22 protein-coding genes and 1 tRNA gene are annotated in these 23398 nt (G+C 63.1%); 10 read left to right on the top strand and 13 right to left on the bottom strand.

Annotation, left to right across the window (positions count from 1 at the left end; all coding sequences use genetic code 11):
- Positions 1-164: 164 nt before the first annotated feature.
- The 4 genes from secA to BLW05_RS15340 all read left to right on the top strand — a co-directional run bounded on the left by secA (position 165) and on the right by BLW05_RS15340 (position 5579).
- The gene (secA, locus tag BLW05_RS15355; protein WP_093163792.1) at positions 165-2942 is read left to right on the top strand and encodes a preprotein translocase subunit SecA; all 2778 of its coding nucleotides are present in this window, start codon (positions 165-167) and stop codon (positions 2940-2942) included.
- Between the two features lie 22 nt (positions 2943-2964).
- Positions 2965-4194, top strand: a complete 1230-nt coding sequence (gene argJ, locus BLW05_RS15350; RefSeq protein ID WP_093163791.1) for a bifunctional glutamate N-acetyltransferase/amino-acid acetyltransferase ArgJ — start codon at positions 2965-2967, stop codon at positions 4192-4194.
- Positions 4195-4270: 76 nt separating this feature from the next.
- On the top strand, positions 4271-5140 hold the full coding sequence (locus tag BLW05_RS15345; RefSeq protein WP_093163789.1) for an ATP-binding protein: 870 nt from the start codon (positions 4271-4273) through the stop codon (positions 5138-5140).
- 4 nt (positions 5141-5144) lie between these two features.
- Positions 5145-5579, top strand: a complete 435-nt coding sequence (locus BLW05_RS15340) for an NUDIX domain-containing protein (RefSeq protein ID WP_093163788.1) — start codon at positions 5145-5147, stop codon at positions 5577-5579.
- Positions 5580-5598: 19 nt separating this feature from the next.
- Here the strand turns inward: BLW05_RS15340 and BLW05_RS15335 are convergent, their stop codons facing one another.
- The 10 genes from BLW05_RS15335 to BLW05_RS15290 all read right to left on the bottom strand — a co-directional run bounded on the left by BLW05_RS15335 (position 5599) and on the right by BLW05_RS15290 (position 15228).
- Complete coding sequence (locus BLW05_RS15335; RefSeq protein WP_093163786.1) at positions 5599-5814, bottom strand: DNA gyrase inhibitor YacG; 216 nt, start codon at positions 5812-5814, stop codon at positions 5599-5601.
- Positions 5815-5935: 121 nt separating this feature from the next.
- A complete protein-coding gene (zapD, locus tag BLW05_RS15330) occupies positions 5936-6691 on the bottom strand; it encodes a cell division protein ZapD (RefSeq protein WP_093163785.1) in 756 nt (251 codons plus the stop codon).
- A gap of 30 nt (positions 6692-6721) precedes the next feature.
- Positions 6722-7735 carry a hypothetical protein gene (locus BLW05_RS15325; RefSeq protein ID WP_093163783.1) on the bottom strand — a complete coding sequence of 338 codons (1014 nt, stop codon included), beginning with the start codon at positions 7733-7735 and terminating at the stop codon, positions 6722-6724.
- A 1-nt stretch (position 7736) separates the two neighbouring features.
- Positions 7737-9230 (bottom strand): MBOAT family O-acyltransferase, encoded by a 1494-nt coding sequence (locus BLW05_RS15320; RefSeq protein WP_093163782.1) that lies wholly within the window; start codon positions 9228-9230, stop codon positions 7737-7739.
- A gap of 78 nt (positions 9231-9308) precedes the next feature.
- Positions 9309-9911 (bottom strand): dephospho-CoA kinase, encoded by a 603-nt coding sequence (coaE, locus tag BLW05_RS15315; protein WP_093163780.1) that lies wholly within the window; start codon positions 9909-9911, stop codon positions 9309-9311.
- 13 nt (positions 9912-9924) lie between these two features.
- On the bottom strand, positions 9925-10767 hold the full coding sequence (locus BLW05_RS15310) for a prepilin peptidase (RefSeq protein ID WP_093163779.1): 843 nt from the start codon (positions 10765-10767) through the stop codon (positions 9925-9927).
- The gene (locus BLW05_RS15305) at positions 10767-11990 is read right to left on the bottom strand and encodes a type II secretion system F family protein (protein WP_093163777.1); all 1224 of its coding nucleotides are present in this window, start codon (positions 11988-11990) and stop codon (positions 10767-10769) included. Before BLW05_RS15305 ends, BLW05_RS15310 begins: the two co-directional genes overlap by 1 nt.
- A 20-nt stretch (positions 11991-12010) precedes the next feature.
- Positions 12011-13744 carry a type IV-A pilus assembly ATPase PilB gene (gene pilB, locus BLW05_RS15300; protein WP_093163776.1) on the bottom strand — a complete coding sequence of 578 codons (1734 nt, stop codon included), beginning with the start codon at positions 13742-13744 and terminating at the stop codon, positions 12011-12013.
- 377 nt (positions 13745-14121) lie between these two features.
- Positions 14122-14198: transfer RNA gene (locus BLW05_RS15295), tRNA-Pro, on the bottom strand.
- 37 nt (positions 14199-14235) lie between these two features.
- Positions 14236-15228 carry a polyprenyl synthetase family protein gene (locus BLW05_RS15290; RefSeq protein ID WP_093163774.1) on the bottom strand — a complete coding sequence of 331 codons (993 nt, stop codon included), beginning with the start codon at positions 15226-15228 and terminating at the stop codon, positions 14236-14238.
- A gap of 187 nt (positions 15229-15415) precedes the next feature.
- Between BLW05_RS15290 and rplU the strand changes: the two genes are divergently transcribed.
- The 4 genes from rplU (at position 15416) to proB (ending at position 18326) form a co-directional block, all read left to right on the top strand.
- Positions 15416-15727 carry a 50S ribosomal protein L21 gene (rplU, locus tag BLW05_RS15285; protein ID WP_093163773.1) on the top strand — a complete coding sequence of 104 codons (312 nt, stop codon included), beginning with the start codon at positions 15416-15418 and terminating at the stop codon, positions 15725-15727.
- A gap of 12 nt (positions 15728-15739) precedes the next feature.
- Positions 15740-15997: a 50S ribosomal protein L27 gene (rpmA, locus tag BLW05_RS15280; RefSeq protein ID WP_093163771.1), complete on the top strand. Its 258-nt coding sequence runs from the start codon at positions 15740-15742 to the stop codon at positions 15995-15997.
- Between the two features lie 67 nt (positions 15998-16064).
- Entirely contained in the window at positions 16065-17120 is a 1056-nt protein-coding gene (gene cgtA, locus BLW05_RS15275; protein ID WP_093163770.1) for an Obg family GTPase CgtA, read from the top strand.
- A 66-nt stretch (positions 17121-17186) separates the two neighbouring features.
- The gene (proB, locus tag BLW05_RS15270; RefSeq protein ID WP_093164083.1) at positions 17187-18326 is read left to right on the top strand and encodes a glutamate 5-kinase; all 1140 of its coding nucleotides are present in this window, start codon (positions 17187-17189) and stop codon (positions 18324-18326) included.
- A 4-nt stretch (positions 18327-18330) separates the two neighbouring features.
- On the opposite strand, the gene BLW05_RS15265 is transcribed toward proB, so the two are convergent.
- Positions 18331-18831 carry a CNP1-like family protein gene (locus BLW05_RS15265; protein ID WP_093163768.1) on the bottom strand — a complete coding sequence of 167 codons (501 nt, stop codon included), beginning with the start codon at positions 18829-18831 and terminating at the stop codon, positions 18331-18333.
- Complete coding sequence (locus BLW05_RS15260) at positions 18818-19474, bottom strand: RNA pyrophosphohydrolase (RefSeq protein ID WP_093163767.1); 657 nt, start codon at positions 19472-19474, stop codon at positions 18818-18820. Before BLW05_RS15260 ends, BLW05_RS15265 begins: the two co-directional genes overlap by 14 nt.
- A 122-nt stretch (positions 19475-19596) precedes the next feature.
- Here BLW05_RS15260 and BLW05_RS15255 point away from each other — a divergent pair, with 122 nt between their 5' ends.
- Positions 19597-21345, top strand: a complete 1749-nt coding sequence (locus tag BLW05_RS15255) for a proline--tRNA ligase (protein WP_093163765.1) — start codon at positions 19597-19599, stop codon at positions 21343-21345.
- 58 nt (positions 21346-21403) lie between these two features.
- Positions 21404-22063 carry a lytic transglycosylase domain-containing protein gene (locus tag BLW05_RS15250; protein WP_256330325.1) on the top strand — a complete coding sequence of 220 codons (660 nt, stop codon included), beginning with the start codon at positions 21404-21406 and terminating at the stop codon, positions 22061-22063.
- Here BLW05_RS15250 and BLW05_RS15245 read toward each other — a convergent pair.
- A complete protein-coding gene (locus BLW05_RS15245) occupies positions 22041-23387 on the bottom strand; it encodes a polyamine export protein PaeA (protein ID WP_093163764.1) in 1347 nt (448 codons plus the stop codon). The genes BLW05_RS15250 and BLW05_RS15245 overlap by 23 nt on opposite strands.
- Positions 23388-23398 lie beyond the last annotated feature (11 nt).

Here is a 23398-nt window from a genome sequence, read left to right as displayed (position 1 = left end):
GCAATCAGGGGATCAAACAAGAGGGCTAAAATGCGCGGTTTGCCGGCATTCCCGCCAGCCAATTGGCTTGTTTTGCGGCAAAGCGCGCCCAAGTTCCTTCTCGTCTATCTTAGGGATTTCGGTCGAAGCACCCGCATTCGGCGAGTGTGCTTCGATCTCCATTCATGGCCACCAACTTCCTGACTCAAATTTTCGGCAGTCGCAACGATCGACTTCTGAAGCAGTATCGCAAGACGGTCGAACGCATCAACTCGCTGGAGCCGACGTTCGAGAAGCTGGACGAAGCCGCGCTCCGTGCCAAAACCCAGGAATTCAAGGACCGCATCGCCAACGGCGAATCGCTCGATTCGGTGCTTCCGGAGGCCTTTGCAACAGTGCGTGAGGCTTCGAAGCGGGTGATGAAGATGCGTCACTTCGACGTCCAGCTCCTGGGCGGGATGGCGCTGCACTACGGCAAGATTTCCGAAATGCGCACGGGCGAGGGCAAGACGCTGACTGCGACGCTGCCGGTGTACCTCAACGCGCTCACCGGCAAGGGTGTGCACGTGGTGACCGTCAACGATTACCTTGCCAGTCGCGACGCCACATGGATGGGACGGCTCTACAACTACCTGGGGCTGTCGGTGGGCATCAACCTGCCCCAGATGCCGCGCGAAGAAAAGCAGCAGGCCTACGGTAGCGACATCACGTACGGCACCAACAACGAATACGGCTTCGACTATCTCCGCGACAACATGGTGTACGAACCCGCCGACCGGGTTCAGCGCGGACTGAATTACGCCATCGTCGACGAAGTGGACTCGATCCTGATCGACGAAGCCCGCACCCCGCTGATCATCAGCGGGCAGGCCGAGGACCACACTGACCTCTACCTGGCCATCAACAAGGTTGTGCCGCTGCTCGTGCGTCAGGAAGGCGAAGCCGATGCACGTACCGGCGAAGGCGTTACGAAGCCCGGCGACTTCACGGTCGACGAGAAGACCCATCAGGTGTTCCTGACCGAGGATGGCCATGAAAAGGCCGAGCAGGTCCTGTCCGAATTCAAGCTGTTGCCAGAGGGCGCGTCGCTCTACGATCCGGCCAACATCACGCTCATGCACCACCTGAACGCGGCGCTGCGTGCAAGGCACCTCTACCACCGCGACCAGCACTACGTCGTCCAGCAGGGCGAAGTGATCATCGTGGATGAGTTCACCGGCCGCCTCATGACCGGACGGCGCTGGAGCGACGGTCTGCACCAGGCGGTTGAAGCCAAGGAAGGCGTCGAGATCCAGTCCGAGAATCAGACGCTTGCCTCGATCACTTTCCAGAACTACTTCCGGCTGTACGCCAAGCTTGCCGGCATGACCGGCACAGCCGACACCGAGGCCTATGAGTTCCAGGAGATCTACGGCCTGGAGACCGTGATCATTCCGCCGAACCGGCCGAGCAAGCGCGATGACCAGCTCGACCGCGTCTACAAGACCACGCGCGAGAAATACGAAGCAGCCATCCAGGACATCCGCGAATGCAATGAGCGGGGGCAGCCTGTGCTGGTCGGAACCTCGTCGATCGAGAACTCCGAGATCATCTCCAGCCTGCTCCAGAAGGCCGGCCTGGAGCACCAGGTGCTGAACGCCAAGCAGCATGCGCGCGAAGCCGAGATCGTGGCCCAGGCGGGTCGCGCCAAGATGATCACGATTGCGACCAACATGGCGGGTCGGGGTACCGACATCGTGTTGGGCGGCAACGTGGAAAAAGCCATCGAGGCCGTCGAAGCCGACGAGACGGCCGATCCCTCGGCCAAGGCAGCTGAAGTCGCGCGACTGCGTGCCCAGTGGGACAAGGACCACGAGTTCATCAAGTCCGTCGGCGGCCTGCGCATCATTGCCACCGAGCGCCACGAGTCGCGCCGTATCGACAACCAGCTTCGTGGCCGTTCCGGCCGGCAGGGCGATCCCGGCTCGTCGCGTTTCTATCTGAGCCTGGACGACCCCTTGATGCGCATCTTCGCGGGCGATCGCGTGAAGGCCATCATGGACCGGCTCAAGATGCCCGATGGCGAGGCCATCGAGGCGGGCATCGTCACGCGCAGCATCGAGAGCGCGCAGCGAAAGGTCGAAGCGCGCAACTTCGACATCCGCAAGCAGCTGCTCGAGTACGACGACGTCTCGAACGACCAGCGCAAGGTCATCTACCAGCAGCGCAACGACATCCTCGACGCGGGCGACCTGACCGCGCAGATCGAAGCGCTGCGCGAAGGCTGCTTCATCGACCTGGTACGTCAGTACGTACCGGCCGAGTCCGTCGAGGAGCAGTGGGACCTGGCCGGGCTCGAGAAGGTGCTCGCGGAAGACTGGCAGATCGACCTGCCGCTTCGCAAGGAGGTCGAGGCCGCCAGCGCGGTGGGCGACGACGACGTCGTGGAGAAGGTCGTGGCTGCTTCCAACGAGGCATTCAACGCCAAGGTTGCGTTGATTGGCCAGGAGAACTTCACACAGTTCGAGCGCATGGTCCTGCTGCAGAGCATCGACACGCACTGGCGGGAACACCTGGCTTCGCTGGACTATCTGCGCCAGGGCATCCATCTGCGCGGCTACGCACAGAAGCAGCCCAAGCAGGAATACAAGCGCGAAGCCTTCGAACTGTTCGGCCAGCTGCTCGATTCGGTCAAGAACGAGGTGACCCGTCAGCTGATGACGGTTCGCGTGCAGTCCAGCGAGCAGCTCGAGCAGGCCGCCGAGGCCATGGAAAGCCGTGGCGAGAACCTGTCGAACATCACGTACAGCGCACCCACCGAGACCGGCGACGTGGAAGTCCGCGTGGACGAAGAAAGCTTGCGCCGCCAGGCCGCGGGTGGCTTGAGCGCCGGCGCGGCGGCCTTCGCGCGCGTGGGTCGCAATGATCCTTGCCCGTGCGGCAGCGGCAAGAAGTTCAAGCAGTGCCACGGCAAGCTCACTTGATATTCATCAGCAGGACATCGCCATGCCCGTGAATCTTTCCGCTCCCGATCCCGCCGCGCTGCATGCGGTGCCGGGTGTTCGTATCGGCGTCGCCGAAGCCGGCGTGCGCAAGGTCAACCGCAAGGACCTTACCGTCGTGCTGATCGACGAGGGCGCCGCGGTGGGTGGCGTGTTCACGCAGAACCGCTTCTGCGCCGCGCCGGTCCAGGTCTGCCGCGATCACTTGGCCCGGGATCTCGGTATTCGCGCGCTGTTGATCAACACCGGCAATGCGAACGCAGGAACCGGCGAAGACGGCTTGGCTCGCACACGGGCAACCTGCATCGCGCTGGCGCGCCAGTTGAATCTGGCGCCCGAGCAGATCCTGCCGTTCTCCACCGGCGTGATCATGGAGCCGCTGCCGATCGATCGGATCGAAGCCGGCTTGCCGGCGGCGCTCGCCGACGCATCGGCCACCCACTGGGCGCGGGCAGCAGAGGGCATCATGACCACGGACACCGTGCCCAAGGCTTTCAGCCAGCAGGTGCAGATCGACGGCGCGACGGTCACGATCACCGGCATCAGCAAGGGCGCCGGCATGATCCGTCCGAACATGGCCACCATGCTCGGTTTCATGGCGACGGATGCCAAGATTGATCCGGCGCTGATTCAGCCGCTTTCCAAGGCGCTGGCCGACGCATCGTTCAACCGCGTCACGATCGACGGCGATACGTCCACCAATGACTCCTTCGTTGTCATTGCCACGCAGAAGGCGGCGCACCAGACGATCACTTCGCTCGACTCCGCATCGGGGCAGGCGCTGCTGCAAGCCATGCAGAACGTGGCGCGCCAACTGGCGCAGGCGATCGTGCGCGACGGTGAAGGCGCGACCAAGTTCATCACTGTGCGCGTCGAAGGCGGTCGCGACGAAGCCGAGTGCCGGCAGGTCGCCTATGCCGTCGCACACTCGCCCCTGGTGAAGACCGCGTTCTACGCGAGCGACCCGAATCTGGGTCGCATCCTGGCAGCCGTTGGGTATGCCGGGATCGCGGACCTCGATCAGACCGCCATCGACCTGTACCTGGACGACGTGCACGTGGCGGTGAAGGGTGGACGGAACCCGTCCTATCGCGAAGAAGACGGACAGCGCGTGATGAAGCAGAGCGAGATCACCGTCCGCATCGCGCTCGGCCGTGGCACCGCGGTGGACACGGTCTGGACCTGCGACCTGAGCCACGACTACGTGTCGATCAATGCCGACTACAGATCATGAGGCCCCCACGCTCGCTTTGCTCGCTGCGCCCTGAGGGGGCGCTCAGCGCCCTTCGGGCGGCCGGGCGGTCGCTGTCATGAATGAAAAGTTCGAACGTCTGATCGAGCGCGCTGAACAACTGATCGGCCGGATCGAATCGATTCTTCCGCAACCGCTGGCGGCGCCGGCGGACTGGAATGCTTCCATCGCGTGGCGCTATCGCCGCCGCAGTTCGGGCCATGGAACGCTGGAGCCGATCCGGCATGTGGCGTCGATGCCGCTGGATGCGTTGAAGGAGATCGACGTCCAGAAGGAGAAGATCGAGCGCAACACCCGCCAGTTCGTGGAAGGCAAGCCGGCGAACAACGTCCTTTTGACCGGCGCGCGCGGCACCGGCAAGTCGTCGTTGATCCGGGCCTGTCTCCAAGCCTACGCGCCGCAGGGACTGCGCCTGATCGAGGTCGACAAGGCCGAGCTGACCGACCTGCCGGATATCGTCGAAGTGGTTTCCAACCGACCCGAGAAGTTCATCGTGTTCAGCGATGACCTGAGCTTCGACGAGGGAGAGCCCGGGTACAAGGCGCTCAAGTCCATTCTCGACGGCTCCGTGGCCGCGGCGACGCCGAATGTGCTGATCTACGCGACCAGCAACCGACGGCATCTGCTGCCCGAGTACATGAAGGACAACCTCAGCTACACCCACACCGAGGATGGAGAGGTGCATCCGGGCGAGGTGATCGAGGAGAAGATTTCCCTGTCCGAGCGTTTCGGCCTTTGGGTGAGCTTCTACCCGTTCACGCAGAACGAATACCTGACGATCGTCGCGCAGTGGCTGTCGTCCTTTGGCGTGGACGCCAAGGCGATCGAGGCGGCCCGACCCGAATCGCTGGTGTGGGCGCTCGAGCGCGGATCGCGCAGCGGGCGCGTGGCCTACCAGTTTGCCCGTGACTTCGCGGGGCGCAGCTGAGGCCATGAACGCGCCTCGAAAGCACACGGAGGTCGCCGTCGGCATCCTCATTCGCGGGGACGACGCGCTCCTGCTCTCGACCCGGCCGGAAGGCAAGCCTTACGCGGGCTACTGGGAGTTCCCGGGCGGGAAGATCGAAGCCGGCGAGACCGTCGAGCAGGCACTGCGGCGCGAACTGCACGAGGAACTCGGCATCACCATCGCCGGCGCCGACGTGTGGAAGGTGACCGAGCACGACTATCCCCATGCGCTGGTTCGCTTGCACTGGTGCAAAGTGAACGACTGGTCCGGCGATTTCGAGATGCGCGAGGGGCAATCGATGTGCTGGCAGCAACTGCCGCTCGATGTGTCTCCGGTGCTACCGGGTGCGCTCCCGGTGCTGGCGTGGCTGGCCGAAGAGCGCGGGTTGCCGGACGCGGTCGTCATGCCGGCGGCGTAACGGGCACCTCACTCGAAGCCTACTGCCGCTTTGGATCGCCGAACGGGTCATCGTCCGGCGGTGACTCTGCAGGTACCCTGAACTCCTCGCTCGCCCACGCGCCCAGGTCGATTCCCTTGCATCGGGCGCTGCAGAAAGGCCGGTAAGGGTTGCGTGCGGCGTAGAGGCTGTCTTTTCCGCACGCCGGGCACTTGACGATGCGTTCGCCGACCGGTGAGGACGAAGCGGTGCTCATTGGGTAACTTCCGTGCTTCGCACTGCAGTGCGAGCCGCCTTCGGAACGGCCGGGCGAGGGCTCATTGGAGTACCTTCGCGCAGCAGCGCTTCGGTATTCGCCTTCGGGGCGGCCGGGCGGCTCATGCGCAGAGCGTCAGTTCGAACGGGGTGTCTTCGGCGCTTTGGTGCAGGCGGTCGTCGGCTTCCTGCCGCATCAGTCGCACCGACACCATCAGACGATTGCCGCTGATTTCAGGGATGAGCCCGAGCTTGGGGTCGATCCGCAGGCGCAGCAACTGGAAGCTCCGGCCTTGCGGAAGCGCCTGCTGAAATTGCCCTTTCGATGCAATGACCTTGTACGGGACATCCGCATCGCGCAGAAGCTTGAGCAGCAGATAGATCGATTCAGCCAACGGGGCGAGCGTCGACGACCAGCGTTCAAGGTCGGCGCGGCGATCGTTGGCGCGGCCGTTCTGCCACGCGAAGTAGGCCGGCAGGTCGAATTCACAGGTGCCGCCGGGAATGCCCGCGCGGCTGCGAATGCTCATCAGCCATTCGTTCTCGGTGAGTGCCTGGCCGGCCTTGCCCGGCACCGTGTTCAACGTGTTGAAATTGCTTTCGAGCTTGCCGACGACCTGATCGAGCACCGTCTCGGCGATCGCGGGGTTGCCGCGATAGCTGTTGAACACGTTCTTGTGCTTGTCGAGGTCCCTCAGCACGTCGGCCTTGAGGTCGGCGCGGGCCGCCACATCCATGATCTCGAAAATCGTGACGAGCGCATAGTGATGCAGCAGAGCCGAATCTGCCGGCACCAACTCTCCAAGGCGGCGGAACAAGTGCTCCAGCCGAAGGTAGGTCCGGATGCGCTCGTTGAATGGGTACTCGTAAAGGATCACGCGTGACGGCTTCCTGTGATGATCATAGCCTCAAGAAGACTTCGCAGGAGGCTCCGGAATGATCTTGCGGACGGCACCGAGCATGACCTCTCCAAGCGCCAGTTGCCCAAATAGCGATGTGTGGGTGTCATTCGGGAAGTAGAAATCGCGGATCTTGGTCTTCTGTTCCTTGGCAAAGGTGAAGAGGTCTGGCCCCAGCCCGGCTTTGGCAAAGGCAGTCACAAAATCTTTCGAGTGATCCGGTGTGAGGTACGTCGTCGTCTTGTTGGGGATCACCATCCACATGATGGACCGGGTGCGGTGCGCCTCGGAAAATGCGCGCATCTGTTCGACATGCTGGACCGTCAGTTCGCCGTTGTCGTCATCGTCCTTGAAGAACAGGGCCTTGTCGCACAAGCGGTTGCTGAACAGCGAGCAGCCATCGGGCACTGGACGGACCCAGCTCTGATTGAGGGGCAAGGTCGGCCCTTCGGCCTCCTTCGCGGCGCGCGTATTGCGGTAGGTGACGTAGCCCGACGTCAGCTTGGCCTTCCAGTTGAGAGCAAACCCAGGCACCTTTTCGACCGGTTCGAAGAAGGGCTCGATCCGGGTGCCGGGGACATTGCCCATCGCCTTGCACTTCTGCGTATTGGCCAGGCGGTCTGCGAGAAGACGTTCGACGCTCTCGATGATGACCAGCTTGCCCTTGAATCCTGCGCGGTCGAGCCAATCGTCGAAATCGTCGCAGAGCGACTCGTGAAATTCGCTCCAGAAGACCGTCGCGAAGCGATATCCATGCTGCTTCAGCACGGATTGCCAACGCGCCGTGGCGGAGAAGCTGTCGCCAATCACGAGGACGTCGGCTTCGTTGATCGGCGATGCGCGCAGGTAGGCCCTGTCGACTTGCGGCTGGTCCTTTTGCCATCCGAACTCGTGATCGGAGACCATTCCGATCCGCGACAGATCGCCGTAGGGAATGGGCGTGTTCAACGTGATGATCAGCATGGCAACGATCACGGCGAAGCCAGCCGTGAATACTTGCAGCCAGAGTTTTGCGGGCGACATATCAGAACTGGAAATAGAGGAACGGGCTGTAGGAGCCCAGCCTCGAGACGCAGAGTCCGAGCAGGAGGACGGTAATCAGCGCCATGAACGCGGTGAAGGCGAGCGACGCGCGCGGCCGGGCGGCCAGCGACTGCGCCTGCGGGACCCAGCGTTGCAGCGTGATCGTGGGCGGCAACGCGAGACAGATGAACAGCCCGACGATCATCGTCTGGAAGAACTCGGGTTTGCGGCTGGGTACCGGTCCGAATTCCGTGAACGCCTCCAGCGCCGTGCCATGGAAGCCCAGCATGCCCTTGTAGATCTCCATTGCCGCGTGCATGCTGTCCGCGCGGAAGACCACCCAGGCAATCATCACGCACAGGAAAGTGAGGAACCAGCCGAGGACCTTGGCCAGGCGGCCGGGCTTCGAATCGCGGCGAATCTTGCTGTTCCAGAGATGGTTGATCACGAGGTACATGCCGTGCAGGCCACCCCAGATCACGAAGGTCCATGCGGCGCCGTGCCACAGGCCGCCCAGGAGCATCGTGATGAACAGGTTCAGGTAGCGGCGCGCCGGCCCCTTGCGGTTGCCTCCCAGGGGGATGTAGAGATAGTCCCGGAGAAAGGTCGACAGGGAGATGTGCCAGCGGCGCCAGAACTCGATGATGTTGGTCGACTTGTAGGGCGAGTTGAAGTTGAGCGGCAGTTTCACGCCCAGGCACAACGACAGGCCGACGGCCATGTCCGAATAGCCCGAGAAATCGAAATAGATCTGCAGGGTGTAGGCGAGCACGCCGAGCCATGCCGTGTAGAGCATGGGCGCCGTGCCGTTGTGCACGCCGTTGAACATGAGGTCGGCGTACTCGCCCACCTTGTCGCCGATGAGGAGCTTCTTGGCGAGGCCAAAGACGAAGATCGCCAGGCCGAGCGCGATCTTGTTGGTGTCCGCGCGGTACGTCGCCGGATTGGCGAACTGCGGCATCATCTGCGCGTGATGCAGCACCGGGCCTGCGATCAGGTGGGGGAAGTACGTGACGAACAGCACGTAGTGAATGAAGCTGCGTTCGTGGACCTTGTCCTGCCAGCAGTCCACCAGGAACGCGATTTGCGTGAACGTGTAGAAGGAAATGCCGATCGGAAGCGCGATGTGCAGCATCGCCACGGGGGTGAATCCCGCTGCGGCGATCCCCTCGTTCACATTGGCGAGGAAGAAGTTCGCGTACTTGAAAGTCGCGAGCACCGCCAGGTTCACCGTCAGCGCGAACACGAGCATGCGCTTTCGGCCCGCATCGGTGCGTCCGGGGCCGCGTGTCAGGCGCAGGCCGGCCCAGTAGTTGAAGCAGATCGATCCCAGCAGCAGCGGCAGGGCTTCGACGCTCCACCAGCCGTAGAAGAACAGCGAAGCCAGCGCGAGGAAGCCGGCTGCTGCGCGCACATTTCGCTTTCCGATGAGGAAGAACCCGAAGAGGACGATCGGGAAAAAGCAAAAGATGAACGCGTAAGAGTTGAAGAGCATCTTGGGGAAGCGTTGCCGCGGGGCTCGCTGGCACGCCGCTTTCTTGTTCTCCGGCGCTGAAGGCCGGCCAACCGGGGATTATCGCGCGCTGGCGACCGTCCACCGCTCCCAGAGACCCTCGACGTGGGCGGAGAGTTCCGCGAGACCGAGCCCTTCGTTGTAGATCACTGCGTCCGCTGCGGCCCTGCGAAGCGAGCGATGCGCCTGCTGCGAGATGACGGCACGGACCGCATCGGGCGCCCAACCGGAGCGGGCGACCACGCGCTCGAGTTGTATCTGCTCGCTCGCATCGATCACGAGGACGCGATCGACGATCGCGCGCCAGCGCTTCGATTCCACCAGCAACGGCACATCGAAGACGACGGGCTGGCCGGGCTCGGCGGAGGCGGCCTGATGCTCGCACTCGGCGCCGATCAGGGGATGGAGGATCCCTTCGAGCCGCTTTTTCGCTCGGACGTCGGAAAACACGAGTTCCCGCATCCGTGCCCGGTCCATGCCACCTTCGGGCGTCAGGATCGAGGGCCCGAATTCCGAGACGAGTGCGGGCACGGCGGCGCCACCCGGCTCGGCGATGGATCGTGCAATCGCATCGGTATCCACCAGCTTCGCGCCGCGCGCGACCAGCATGGCAGCCACTGTGCTCTTGCCGCTTCCGATGCCGCCGGTCAAACCGATGCGCATCGCGCGCGCTCCCTCAAAGGCCGATCACGCGAAGGATCGCGTCGGGGCCGAAAAGCATCGCAGTGAAGCCAGCGCCCGCCAGGAACGGGCCGAAGGGGACATAGCCACCTTCACGCAGTCCACTGTTGAACTTGAGCGCGAGTCCGATGATGACGCCGATCACCGACGCCATCAGGATGATCGGCACCAGGGCCTGCCAGCCGAACCATGCGCCAAACGCTGCGAAGAGCTTGAAGTCGCCATAGCCCATGCCTTCCTTCCCGGTGGTCAGCTTGAACAGCCAGTAGACCGCCCACAGCGAGGCATAGCCCGCGATGGCGCCCCAGACGGCGTTCGTCAGGCTGACACCTGTGAAGCCAGCCATGGAAGCCAGAAGTCCGGCCCACAACAAGGGGAGTGTGATGTCGTCGGGGAGAAGCGTCGTGTCCCAGTCGATCAGCGCCAACGCCAGAAGCGCCGCTGCGAACCCGCACCAGGCGAGGCTTCCGAACTGGCCGGGCATGTGCCACACGCTCCACGCGAACAGTGCGGCCGTGACCAGTTCGACCACTGGGTAGCGCAAGCTGATCGGCGCCCTGCATGAAGAGCATTTGCCGCGCAGGACGAGATAGCTGAGGACCGGGATGTTCTCGTACCAACGGATGGCATGGCCGCATTGCTGGCACCGCGATTGCGGCACCATGAGATTGAACCGTTCCGCTGCCGGCGCTTCGCCGCCGTTCAAGCTGGCGCACTCCGCGGCCCATTGCTGCTCGAGCATCTTGGGCAGGCGATAGATCACGACGTTGAGAAAGCTGCCGATCAGCAGCCCGAGGACGCCCGCCAGCGCCGCGTCCACGCCCTGGGAGACGAGCATCAGACGACCTGGCCGAGCTTGAAGATGGGCAGGTACATCGACACCACGATGCCACCGATGATGACGCCGAGGAACACGATGATGATCGGCTCCATCAGGCTCGAGAGGCCCGCGACCATGTCGTCGACTTCCTGTTCGTAGAAGTCGGCGGCCTTGCCCAGCATGTGGTCGATGGAACCGGATTCCTCGCCGATGGCGGTCATCTGCAGAACCATTGACGGAAACAGATTGGCATTGGTCATCGCGGTGGTCAGGCTCGTACCGGTCGATACCTCCTGCTGAATCTTGGTCGTTGCCTCCGCATACACCGAGTTGCCGGATGCACCACCCACCGAGTCCAGCGCTTCGACAAGCGGCACGCCGGCCGCGAACATGGTCGCGAGCGTACGGGTCCAGCGCGCAACGCAGGACTTGTCGATGAGCTCGCCGAAGATCGGCAGGCGAAGCAGGAGGCGGTCCATGACCTGCTGCACGCGTTCGTTGCGCTTCCAGGCCTGGAGGAAGAAATAGACCCCGCCACCAATCACGCCGAAGATCAGCCACCAGTAGGAAACGAAGAACTCGCTGATGCCCATCACGATCAGCGTGGGCGCAGGCAGATCCGCGCCGAAGGAGGTGAACACCTGCTTGAAGGCGGGAATCACGAAGATCATGATGATCGCAACCACCACGAAGGCCACCACGATCACGGAGGTGGGATACATCAGCGCCGACTTGATCTTCGACTTGATGGCCTCGGTCTTCTCCATATAGGTGGCAAGGCGATCCAGCAGGTCTTCCAGAATACCGGCGGCCTCGCCTGCTTCCACGAGGTTGCAGTAGAGGTTGTCGAAGTACTTCGGGAATTTGCGGAACGCGGCCGACAGCGACGTGCCGGTTTCGACGTCGCTGCGAATGTCGTTGAGCAGCTTCGCGACACTGGGGTTGGCATTGCCGCGGCCCACGATGTCGAAGGCCTGGAGCAACGGCACGCCGGCCTTCATCATGGTCGCCAGTTGCCGCGTGAAGATGGCAATGTCCTTCGGCTTGATCGCTTTGCCCGCACGCATCCGCCGCTTCTTGATCTTCGTCGTGAGGATGCCCTGGCGCCGCAGCGCAGCCTGAACCTGGTTCTCGCCGGCCGCGCGAAGCTCGCCGCGCACGATCTTGCCGTTGCGGTCCTTTCCTTCCCACTCGAAGATGTATTCCTTGTGCGTTCGGTTTGATGCTGCTGCCGTTGCCATGGGTTCTCCGCGATTGAACGCTATTCGTTGGTGACTGCGAGCACTTCCTCAAGTGACGTCAGTCCCTGCATCACCTTCTTCAATCCTGACTGACGCAGCGAGCGTACGCCTTCGGCTTCGGCCTGCCTCGAAATGTCGAGCGCCGACCCGTCCCGAAGAATGATCGTCTGGATCTCTTCGCTGATCGGCATCACCTGGTAGATGCCGACCCGCCCCTTGTAGCCACCGTTGCAGGCTGAGCAGCCGACAGGGTGATAGGGCTTCCACGTGCCATCGAGCTCGTGCTCCTTGAAGCCTGCGTCGAGCAGGGCCTGCTTGGGAATATCCGAAGGCGCCTTGCACACGGTGCACAGGCGGCGGGCAAGACGCTGAGCAGTGATCAGGATCACGCTCGATGCGATGTTGAAGGGCGCGATGCCCATGTTTCGCATCCGCGTCAGCGTCGTCGGCGCGTCATTGGTGTGAAGCGTCGACAGCACCAAGTGACCTGTCTGTGCGGCCTTGATCGCGATGTCGGCGGTTTCCAGGTCGCGGATTTCGCCGACCATGATGATGTCCGGATCCTGCCGCAGGAATGCGCGAAGCGCGGCCGCAAAAGTGAGCCCGGCCTTTTCGTTGACGTTGACCTGGTTGACGCCGGGCAAGTTGATTTCGGACGGATCTTCCGCCGTCGCGATGTTCACGCCGGCCTTGTTGAGCAGGTTCAGGCAGGTGTAGAGCGACACCGTCTTGCCCGAGCCGGTCGGTCCGGTCACCAGAACCATCCCGTAGGGGCGGTTGATGGCGTTGAGCAGGCGTTCCTTCTCATCCGCGTCATAGCCGAGAGCGTCGATGCCGAGCCGCGCGCTGCTCGGGTCGAGAATACGGATCACGATCTTCTCGCCGAAAAGCGTGGGAAGCGTGCTCACGCGGAAATCGATCACGCGCTCCGGACCGATCTTGAGCTTCATCCGCCCGTCCTGCGGGACGCGCTTTTCGGAGATGTCGAGCCGCGAGATCACCTTGATGCGCGAAGCGAGCTTGTCCTTGATGACCGTCGGCGGACTTGCAATCTCGCGCAGTTCTCCGTCGATGCGAAAGCGCACGCGGTAGTTGTGTTCGTATGGCTCGAAGTGAATGTCCGACGCGCGCATGCTGAATGCGTCGAGCAGCATCTTGTGCAGAAAACGAACGACCGGCGCATCTTCGACTTCAGCGACCGCCTGTTCGGCTGTGTCGCTGGCGGTGTCCGCCGAAACATCATCGAACTCGAATTCGGCGCCGATGATGTTGTCGATGGTCTCGGAGGCGGTGACGGCAGCCGCCTCGATCATGCGTGACAGCTTGTCGTATTCGGCAATGACCCAGTCCACACCCATTTGCGAGGCGAACTTGATCTTTTCCGCTGCCTGCTGGTCCGACGGGTCCGCGGTCGCGACGATGAGCCGGTTGTTGCGCTTGCTGAGGACGACCACGCGATAGGCCTGGCACAGCTTGGCGTCCAGGAGATCCTTGGGCAGGCGCTGCGGATCGATCGCGTCGAGATCGAGAAGCGGAGCGCCAAAGGCGCTCGACAGAGTGTGCGCCAAGTCGGCCGCCGAGACGGCGCCGGTGCCGGTCAACTCCGCAATGAAGCTGGTCCGTCCACTAATCGACTTTTGATAGATGTCCTCCGCGACTTTTGCGGGGAGCTTTCCAGCCGAGACCAAGGCACGCGCAAGTCCCGGCAGAGCGACTGGCGAGCTTTCTTTGATCAGGGGTTCGGCAGCGGCCATTCAACGAATGTAAAAAACGTGAGAATTTGCTTCACGATCATCGCTGATCGCCTTCGCACTGTAAACCGCCGGGCCGTCTTCGCTAGCGAAGCATTTGGCGTTTGCGGCACAAAAAGGCGGGTCGGGTTGAGCGGGGACTAATACCTCCGGCTTGCAAATCCCGAATGGGTCATGGCGACGATCGGGCCCGCTTTGCCACTCCGACAGAGGGGAGAGCCATCTTAGCAGCAGTCCTGCGGGCTGCAGGCCTGAGCTGATTTCGTTACAACAGCGAAGATGTTGTCGACGCCCAACAGCTGTGATGCCAGAGCATCGTGTTGTTTGTCGAAGGCTGCTCACCGCGCTCCGGTGAACTTGAATGCAATGACCAGAAGATCTGGTCGGGGTGAGAGGATTCGAACCTCCGGCCTCTACGTCCCGAACGTAGCGCTCTACCAGGCTAAGCTACACCCCGATGGTTGCAAGAAAAGAGAGTCGTCCTTCGTGGTGACTTAGGCGCGTCGCTCAAGCAACTGAGCCGCTAATTGTAGCAAACCTGAAGAGTAAGAATTCTCCGGGAAGCCGGAAAGTGCATCGATCGCACGTTGCGCCTCTGCCGCCGCGGCAGTTCTCGTGGCCTCCAGCGCGCCGGTTTCCCTGACGATCGCGACGATCTGTGGCAGTTGCGTGGTGTCGCCTGCTTCGATGGCGGCGCGAATGAGGTCGCGCTGCTCCGGCGTTCCGCGTTGCATGGCGAGGATGAGCGGCAGTGTCGTCTTTCCCTCGCGCAGATCATCGCCCACGTTCTTGCCGGTTTCGCTGGCGTCGCCGGCGTAGTCGAGCACGTCGTCGATGACCTGGAATGCGGTACCCAGCGCTTGGCCGTAGGTTGCGCACGCCTCCTCGACATTCACGGGGGCCTTGGCGAGCACGGCGGCTAGTCGGGTGCTTGCTTCGAACAGCTTCGCAGTTTTGGAGCGAATGACCCGCAGATAGGCCTCCTCGTCGAGTGAGGCATCGTGCATGTTCATCAGTTGGAGGACTTCGCCTTCGGCGATGACATTGGTCGCTTCCGCAAGAATTTCCATGACCCGCATGTCATGTGCATCCAGCATCATCTGGAATGCGCGCGAGTACAGAAAGTCGCCGACCAGCACGCTCGCGGGATTTCCGAAGGACTCGTTGGCGGTCGGTCGTCCGCGACGAAGCGTGGATTCGTCGACCACGTCGTCGTGCAGCAGGGTTGCGGTATGAATGAACTCGACAACCGCCGCAAGGTTGAAGCGCTGGTCCTCCTGATAACCCAGAGCGCCCGCCATCAGCAAAAGCAGGGCTGGGCGCAGTCGCTTGCCGCCGGCGGAGATGATGTACTTCGAGACCTCGCTCACGAGCGGAACGCCGGTATCGAGGCGCCGCGCGATCACGCGGTCGACCCCGGCCATGTCTTCGGCGATCAGGCGCAGGACGCCGGCGGCGGGGGAGGTGTCTGGGGCAGAAACTGACAAGGCGAGGGCGCTTGCGCGCTGCGTGGAAGTGCGACGATGGCGCTGGGCCGGAAGCGAAGGATTATAGGGAGGGATGATGCCGTGAGGGATCTGGGTGGCCACGGCTGATGCTTGGTTCTCGCTGGCGTGCTAGAATCTCGGGCTCTGCGGAATTCGCCGTAGAGCCATCTTTTCCCAAGAGGTCCACATGTACGCGGTCATAAAAACCGGCGGCAAGCAGTATCGCGTTGCTTCCGGCGAGAAAATCAAAGTAGAACAGATTGCTGCGGACGTAGGCCAGGAAATCGTGATCGACCAAGTGCTTGCAGTCGGCGACGGCAGCGCAATCAAGGTCGGTACGCCCCTGGTGTCCGGTGCAACGGTTACGGCAACGGTGTTGTCGCACGGCAAACACGACAAGGTTCGCATCTTCAAGATGCGCCGTCGTAAGCACTATCAGAAACGTCAAGGCCATCGCCAGCAGTTCACCGAGCTGCAAATTGGCGCGATCGCCGGCTAAGGAGCTGATTCCATGGCACAGAAAAAAGGCGGCGGCTCTACGCGAAACGGGCGCGATTCGAAGCCCAAGATGCTCGGCGTGAAGGCCTTCGGCGGCGAACTGATCAGCGCAGGCTCGATCATCGTGCGCCAGCGCGGCACCCAGTTCCACCCCGGTGTGAACGTCGGCGTCGGCAAGGATCACACGTTGTTTGCCCTGGTCGACGGCCACGTGTCGTTCGGCACCAAGGGTGCACTCAACAAGCAGACGGTCAACGTGACTCCGGCCTGAGCCGATCACTTCGATCTTTCGAAGCCCCGCTTTGCCGGGGCTTCTTCATTTGTAAACTGGACATCTCATGAAGTTCGTGGACGAAGCCTTCATCGACATTGCCGCTGGTGATGGTGGCAATGGCTGTGTGTCGTTCCGCCATGAGAAATACAAGGAGTTCGGCGGCCCGAACGGTGGCGACGGCGGTCGAGGTGGCCACGTATTCGCGGTAGCGGATCCGAATCTCAACACGCTGGTCGATTTCCGCTATTCGCGCCGCCACGAAGCCAAGCGCGGCCAGCATGGCATGGGGTCGGACATGTTCGGCGCCGCGGGCGACGACATCACCCTCAAGATGCCGGTCGGAACCATCATTTCCGATGCCGAGACCGGTGAGGTGCTGTACGAGCTCCTGAACCCGGGCGAGGTGATCACCATCGCCAAGGGCGGCGACGGTGGATTCGGGAACATGCGCTTCAAGAGTGCGATCAACCGCGCTCCGCGTCAGAAGACGCCCGGCTGGCCCGGCGAGAAGAAGAATCTCAAGCTGGAACTGAAGGTCCTGGCCGACGTCGGCCTGCTGGGCATGCCGAATGCCGGCAAGTCGACGTTCATCAGCGCCGTTTCGAATGCGCGGCCGCGTGTGGCCGACTATCCCTTCACGACCCTTCACCCCAATCTCGGCGTCGTGCGAGTCGGGCCCGAGCAGAGTTTCGTCGTGGCCGACCTGCCCGGCCTGATCGAGGGCGCCTCCGAAGGTGCCGGGCTCGGCCATCAATTCCTGCGCCATCTGCAGCGCACGCGCCTGTTGCTGCACGTCGTCGATCTGGCGCCGTTCGACGAGGGCGTCGATCCGGTCGCGCAGGCGAAGGCGATCGTCGGCGAACTCAAGAAGTACGATCCGACGCTGTACGAAAAGCCGCGCTGGCTGGTCCTGAACAAGCTGGACATGATTCCGGTCGACGAGCGTGCTGCGCGCGTGAAGGATTTCGTCAAGCGCCTTCGGTTCAAGGGGCCGGTTTTCGAGATCTCCGCGCTGACGCGAGAGGGTTGTGAGCCACTCGTCCAGGCGGTCTACCAGCAGGTCAAGGCTCAGCAGGCGGCCGAGCAGCCGCCTACAGAAGTCGACCCGCGGTTTTCGTGAGTTTGTAATTCCCCTGGCCGCCTGCGCGGCGGCCGGTTCAACAGCATCAAGATGGCCATCGCTTCCGTGACTTCGAGTTCTGGTTCGGCTGCACTTCGTGACGCCCGTCGCATCGTCGTGAAGGTGGGCTCGAGCCTTGTCACCAATGAGGGCCGCGGCCTGGACGAAAACGCCATCGGCGAATGGTGCCGCCAGCTGGCGACATTGGTGCGCGACGGTCGCGAAGTGGTCATGGTGTCGAGCGGCGCGATCGCCGAAGGGATGAAGCGGCTCGGCTGGCGTGCTCGCCCGCATGAAGTCCACGAACTTCAGGCCGCCGCCGCCGTCGGGCAGATGGGCCTGGCGCAGATCTATGAAACCAAGCTGCGCGAGAACGGCCTCGGGAGTGCTCAGGTCCTGCTCACCCACGCGGACCTGGCCGACCGCGAGCGCTATCTGAACGCGCGCAGCACCCTTGTCACGCTGCTGGCGCTGGGCGTGGTGCCGGTCATCAATGAAAACGACACTGTCGTCAACGACGAGATCAAGTTTGGCGACAACGACACGCTTGGCGCGCTGGTTGCCAACCTCGTCGAGGCCGATGCATTGGTCATCCTGACGGATCAGAAGGGCCTGTTCACCGCCGACCCTCGCAAAGACCCGGATGCACAGTTCGTGCATGAAGCCAACGCCGGCGATCCTGCGCTGGAGGTCATGGCCGGCGGCGCAGGCAGCAGCATCGGGCGAGGCGGCATGCTCACCAAGATCCTTGCGGCCAAGCGCGCGGCGGGTTCCGGCGCCTCGACGGTGATCGCCTGGGGGCGCGAGCCCGACGCGCTTCTGCGGCTGACGCAGGGGGAATCCATCGGTACGCTCCTGCTCGCACAGACGGCCAAGCACCAGGCGCGCAAGCGTTGGATGGCCGATCACCTGCAGCTGCGCGGCGCCGTCTCGGTGGATGCCGGTGCAGCCGCCAAGGTCCGCGGGGAAGGCAAGAGCCTGCTGCCGATCGGCATGACCGGCGTGGACGGGGAATTCTCTCGCGGCGATGTGATCGCGATCCGCGACGAGCAAGGCCTCGAAGTGGCGCGGGGACTGGCCAACTATTCGAGCGCCGAGGCGCGCCTGCTGTGCCGCAAGCCGTCTTCGGAGTTCGAGCGTCTTCTCGGCTACGTTGCCGAGGCCGAAATGGTCCATCGGGACAACATGGTCCTGATGGGCCGCTGATCGCCTACTCGACTTCGCGGATCGGCGCCTTCAGGAACCGAACCATTTCCGAGACCGACGTACGCGGTGCATGGCCGCGGCACAGTCCCTGGTAGGCCAGGGCTTGTGTATAGCGCGAGGTCCGGTCGTTGATCCGCTTCCATTCGGGATTCTGAACGGCTTCCCACGTCCCGTTGCTCGTGAAGCGTGCGTAGGTCTTGTATTCGTCGGTGGCGCAGTGCACACCTTCGTAGAAGGCGTTGAATCCGCCCCCTTCCTTGTTCGTGGCGACGACCACGTAGCGCACGACGCCATCGCCGGTCACCTTGATGGTGTTCGGGTCGACGCCGAACTTCAGGCTCGAATAGCGCGGCATCTCGAGGTCGACCAACTTGTCCTGGCTGAACGCGGGCGCAGGAGGCGCTTCCGACTCCTTCCAGTCGGAATCGCCGAACAGCTGGGCATTCGCGAGTGCCGAAGCGGCGAGAAGACAGGCAAGTACGGCGCCCCGGCTAGCGCGGGGCATGCAACGGGTCGCTGGTCGAGGGAGGCTCATTCGCAAGATTGGCATTCGGATTGGGATCGAAGCTCGCGCCAGGCGGGAGTTCGAAAGTCGGTTCATGGCCCGGTCCCGGCGGGTGCCGCTCGAATTCGCGGGCGCGCACGTTGCTGCGCAGGAAGCGGTTGCGGAAATCCTGCCGGGGCAGGTAGCGGGCAAGTTCGGTCAGCGCCATTTCATAGACGCCGCGCTTGAATTCGACGACCACATCGAGCGGCACCCAGTAGTCGTGCCAGCGCCATGCGTCGAATTCCGGATGATCGGTGGCACGCAGGTTCAAGTCCCAGTCGTGCCCGATCAATTGCAGTAGATACCAGATCTGCTTTTGGCCTTTGTAGTGGCCGCGTGCGTCACGGCGGATGAACCGATCCGGCACCTCGTAGCGCAACCAGTCACGGGTACGGGCCACGATCCGCACGTGCTCCGGGTGGAGGCCTACTTCCTCATGCAGTTCCCGGAACATGGCCTGCTCGGGACTCTCGCCGCGGTCGATGCCGCCTTGCGGAAACTGCCAGGAATGCGTACGAATTCGCTTGCCCCAGAAAACCTGGTTTCTCTGGTTGAGCAGGATGATGCCGACGTTGGGCCTGAAGCCGTCCCGGTCGAGCATAATCAAACCCCAATTTTTTGAACTGAGTCGATTATGCCTGCCGAGTTGCGCAGGGCAAGCGGCCAGTCCCCGGGGCCCTGAGCCCTTTCTGTTGCCCCCAACCTCTAGACTTTGCGCGCCCGATGAAAGCTTCCCAGTTCTTTATCTCCACCCTCAAGGAAGCGCCGGCAGATGCCGAAGTCGTCAGCCACCGCCTCATGATGCGGGCCGGCATGATCAAGAAGCTGGGCACCGGTATTTACACCTACATGCCGATGGGCCTGCGCGTGATCCGCAAGGTCGAGGCGATCGTGCGCGAGGAAATGAACCGTGCGGGCGCGGTCGAGTTGACCATGCCGGTGGTTCAGCCCTCCGAATTCTGGGAAGAGAGCGGCCGCTTCCAGGCCTACGGTCCGGAACTCCTGCGCATCAAGGACCGGCACGATCGTTCGTTCGTGATCCAGCCGACCAGCGAAGAGGTCGTCACCGACATCGCCCGGCAGGAAATCCGCAGCTACAAGCAGCTGCCGAAGAACTTCTACCAGATCCAGACCAAGTTCCGCGATGAACGCCGCCCGCGCTTCGGCCTGATGCGCGGCCGCGAATTCATCATGAAGGACGCCTACAGCTTCGACCGGGATCTGGACAGTGCCAAGGCCAGTTACAAGGTGATGGCCGATGCCTACCGGAAGATCTTCGACCGCTTCGGCCTGCGCTACCGGGCAGTGGCTGCCGACAGCGGCGCGATCGGCGGCGACGTGAGCCAGGAATTCCAGGTCATCGCTGCGACCGGCGAGGATGCGATCGTCTACTGCCCGGACAGCGACTACGCCGCCAACATGGAAAAGGCCGAGGCGCTCGCGCCGGCCGGTCCCCGTCCTGCGCCAGCCAAGCCGATGACCAAGACGCCGACGCCGGGCAAGGCCACCTGCGAGGATGTTGCCGAACTCCTCGGGGTGCCGCTGTCGACCACCGTGAAGTCGCTCGTTCTCGCGACCGACATCCTGAACGAAGCCGGCGAGATCAAGGGCGCCGAAGTCTGGCTGCTGCTGGTTCGTGGCGACCATGACATGAACGAGATCAAGGTCGGCAAGGTGCCGGGGCTGGACAAGGGCTTCCGTTTCGCGACCGCCTCCGAGATCGAGGATCACTTCGGATGCAAGCCGGGCTACCTGGGGCCGCTGAACCTCAAGCAGCCGGTCAGGGTCGTCGTCGACCGCGAAGTGGCCGTCATGGCGGACTGGATCTGTGGCGCCAACGAGGTCGACTTCCACATCACCGGCGTCAACTGGGGCCGCGACCTGCCGGAGCCGGATGCCGTGGCTGATCTTCGCAATGTGGTCGCCGGTGATCCGTCTCCTGATGGAAAGGGCGTGCTGGCCATCGAGCGCGGCATTGAAGTCGGCCATGTGTTCGTGCTCGGCACCAAGTACAGCAAGCCGATGAACGCGACCTTTCTCGACGAAGCGGGCAAGCCCCAGTTCCTCGAGATGGGCTGCTACGGCATCGGCATCACGCGGCTGCCGGCTGCCGCGATCGAACAGAACAACGACGAGCGCGGGATCATCTGGCCCGACGCGATCGCGCCGTTCACCGTGGTGGTCTGTCCGATCGGCATGGACCGCAGCGCCGAGGTCAAGACCGCTGCCGAAGCGCTCTATGGGCAGCTCATGGCGGCTGGCGTCGACGTGCTGCTCGACGACCGCGGCGAGCGGCCGGGCGCCATGTTCGCCGACTGGGAACTGATCGGCGTACCGCATCGCGTGGTGATTTCCGATCGCGGGCTGAAAGAAGGCCAGTTCGAATACCAGCATCGCCGCGACACCGCCGCGACCAAGGTGTCGGCTGCCGGTATCGCGGAATTCATCACCGGCAAACTGGCCGCCGCATGAGCGCCGCCCGGCCGCCCGAAGGCGCTCGCACCGCAGTGCGAAGCACGAAGGTTGCCCAATGAGCCCCGTGGCGCCGATGGATGCGCCCGGACTTTCGCGACGCCTGTGCCTGGGCGGCGCTGCGGCCGGGGTGTTGACCCTGGCATTCCCGATGCCGGCACTGGCCGGTGCGCAGATCGAGGAGCCCCTGATCGATTCGGTGCGGACCGCGTTGGGCGCCGCGATCCGGAACACCGCGCCACCGGTTCCCGAGTTCAAGGACACCGAGTCGCGCCTGGCCTATCTGCGCTGGCTCGGCGAGATGAGTGAGCGGCTCAAGAAGAAGCTGCCCGACTGGCCCACCCGCAAGGAATTCCTGCAGACCGTCTGGTACGAGTCGCGCCGCGCCGGCCTCGATGTGAGCCTCGTGCTCGGCCTGGTCCAGGTCGAGAGCAATTTCCGCAAGTTCGCAGTCTCCAGTGCCGGTGCCCGCGGCTACATGCAGGTGATGCCCTTCTGGACGCGCTCGATAGGCGATGGCAATCCGTCCACGCTCTTCCACATGCAGACCAATCTGCGCTTCGGCTGCGTCATCCTGCGCCACTACCTCGACCGCGAGAGCGGGGATCTGTTCATGACACTCGGGCGCTACAACGGCAGCCGGGGCAAGTCGCCTTATCCGAGCGCCGTCTTCGCGAACCAGCGCCTGTGGGCCTTCAAGGATTCGCGACCCGACTGAGGCCGGCCTCGGAAACCAAGTCGGCCGTCGCCGTGGGCTTGCCGCGTGTCACCATCACCTGGTCGATGCGGAAGCTGTCCACGTCCATCACCTCGAAGGTGTAGCCCGCCCAGGTCACGCTGTCGGTCCGCTTGGGCACGCGGCGCAGCATCACCATCAGGAAGCCGGCCAGGGTTTCGTATTCGTCGCGATGCGGCAGCTCTTCGAGCTCGAGTGCGCGTTCCACGTCCTGGATGGGCGTGACGCCGTCGATCAGCCACGAGTTCTCGTCGCGTTTCACGATCTGCTGTTCTTCGTCCTGCACGCCGACGAGGTCGCCCATCACGGTACTCATGACGTCGTTGAGCGTGATGACGCCGACCACGAGGCTGTACTCGTTGACGACGATTGCGAAGTCCTCGTGAGCCTGCTGGAACTGTTCGAGCACCTCGGTCAGCGAAAGCCGGTCGGGGATGACCAGCGCCTTGTGCAGCGGCAGCCCATGATCGAAGGACAGCGGCTGTCCGCTCAGCACGCGCTGGAACATGTCCTTGGCATCCACGTAGCCGAGCACGTGGTCGATGTCGCCTTCGCACACCGGATAGGCGGAAAAGGGCTCGGCCACGATGCGGGCGCGCAGCACGGACTCGGGGTCGTCCCGGAGGAACCAGGCGATGCGGTCGCGCGAGGTCATCACGCTGCTGACGAGGCGGGTGTCGAGCTCGAACACGTTGGCGATCACCTGCTGCTCCCGCTCGGCGAGTACGCCCGCACGCGCGCCAGCCTCGGTCATCGCCAGGATGTCGGCCGAGGTGATCTTTTCGTCCCGCTCGGCTGGCATCCTGAGCAGCTTGAAAAGCAGGTCCGTGCTGACGGTGAAGAGCCAGACCAGCGGCTTGAAGGCGGTGATCAGCACCTGCATCGGGCCGACCATGCGAACTGCGAGGTGCTCGGGATTGCTCATGCCCAGTCGCTTCGGAAAGAGGTCGGCGAAGACGAGGAAGATCGCGATGATGGTGATGAATGAGGCCAGGAAGGCTGCGGTCTGCGATGCCTTGGGGCTGAGCCACAGATCGAACAGGTCCTGGAAATACGGGCTCAGCGAGCCTTCGCCGACGACGCCGCCGAGGATCGCGACCGCGTTGAGGCCGATCTGGACCACCGTGAAGTAGTGGCCGGGTTGTTCCTGAATGCGCATAACCCGTTCGGCTCGGAGATCGCCCTCGTCCGCCATTTGGCGCAGGCGCAGGCGGCGCGAAGCCGCCAGGGAGATCTCGGCAAGAGAGAAGAAGGCGCTCGTCGCGATCAGCGCGACGATGACCAGCAGGCTTTGGGTCAGGGTCATAGGTCGGTCAT

The organism is Variovorax sp. YR216 (assembly GCF_900107745.1).
GTDB lineage: Bacteria > Pseudomonadota > Gammaproteobacteria > Burkholderiales > Burkholderiaceae_C > Variovorax.
This window is presented reverse-complemented; position numbering and strand designations above follow the sequence as displayed.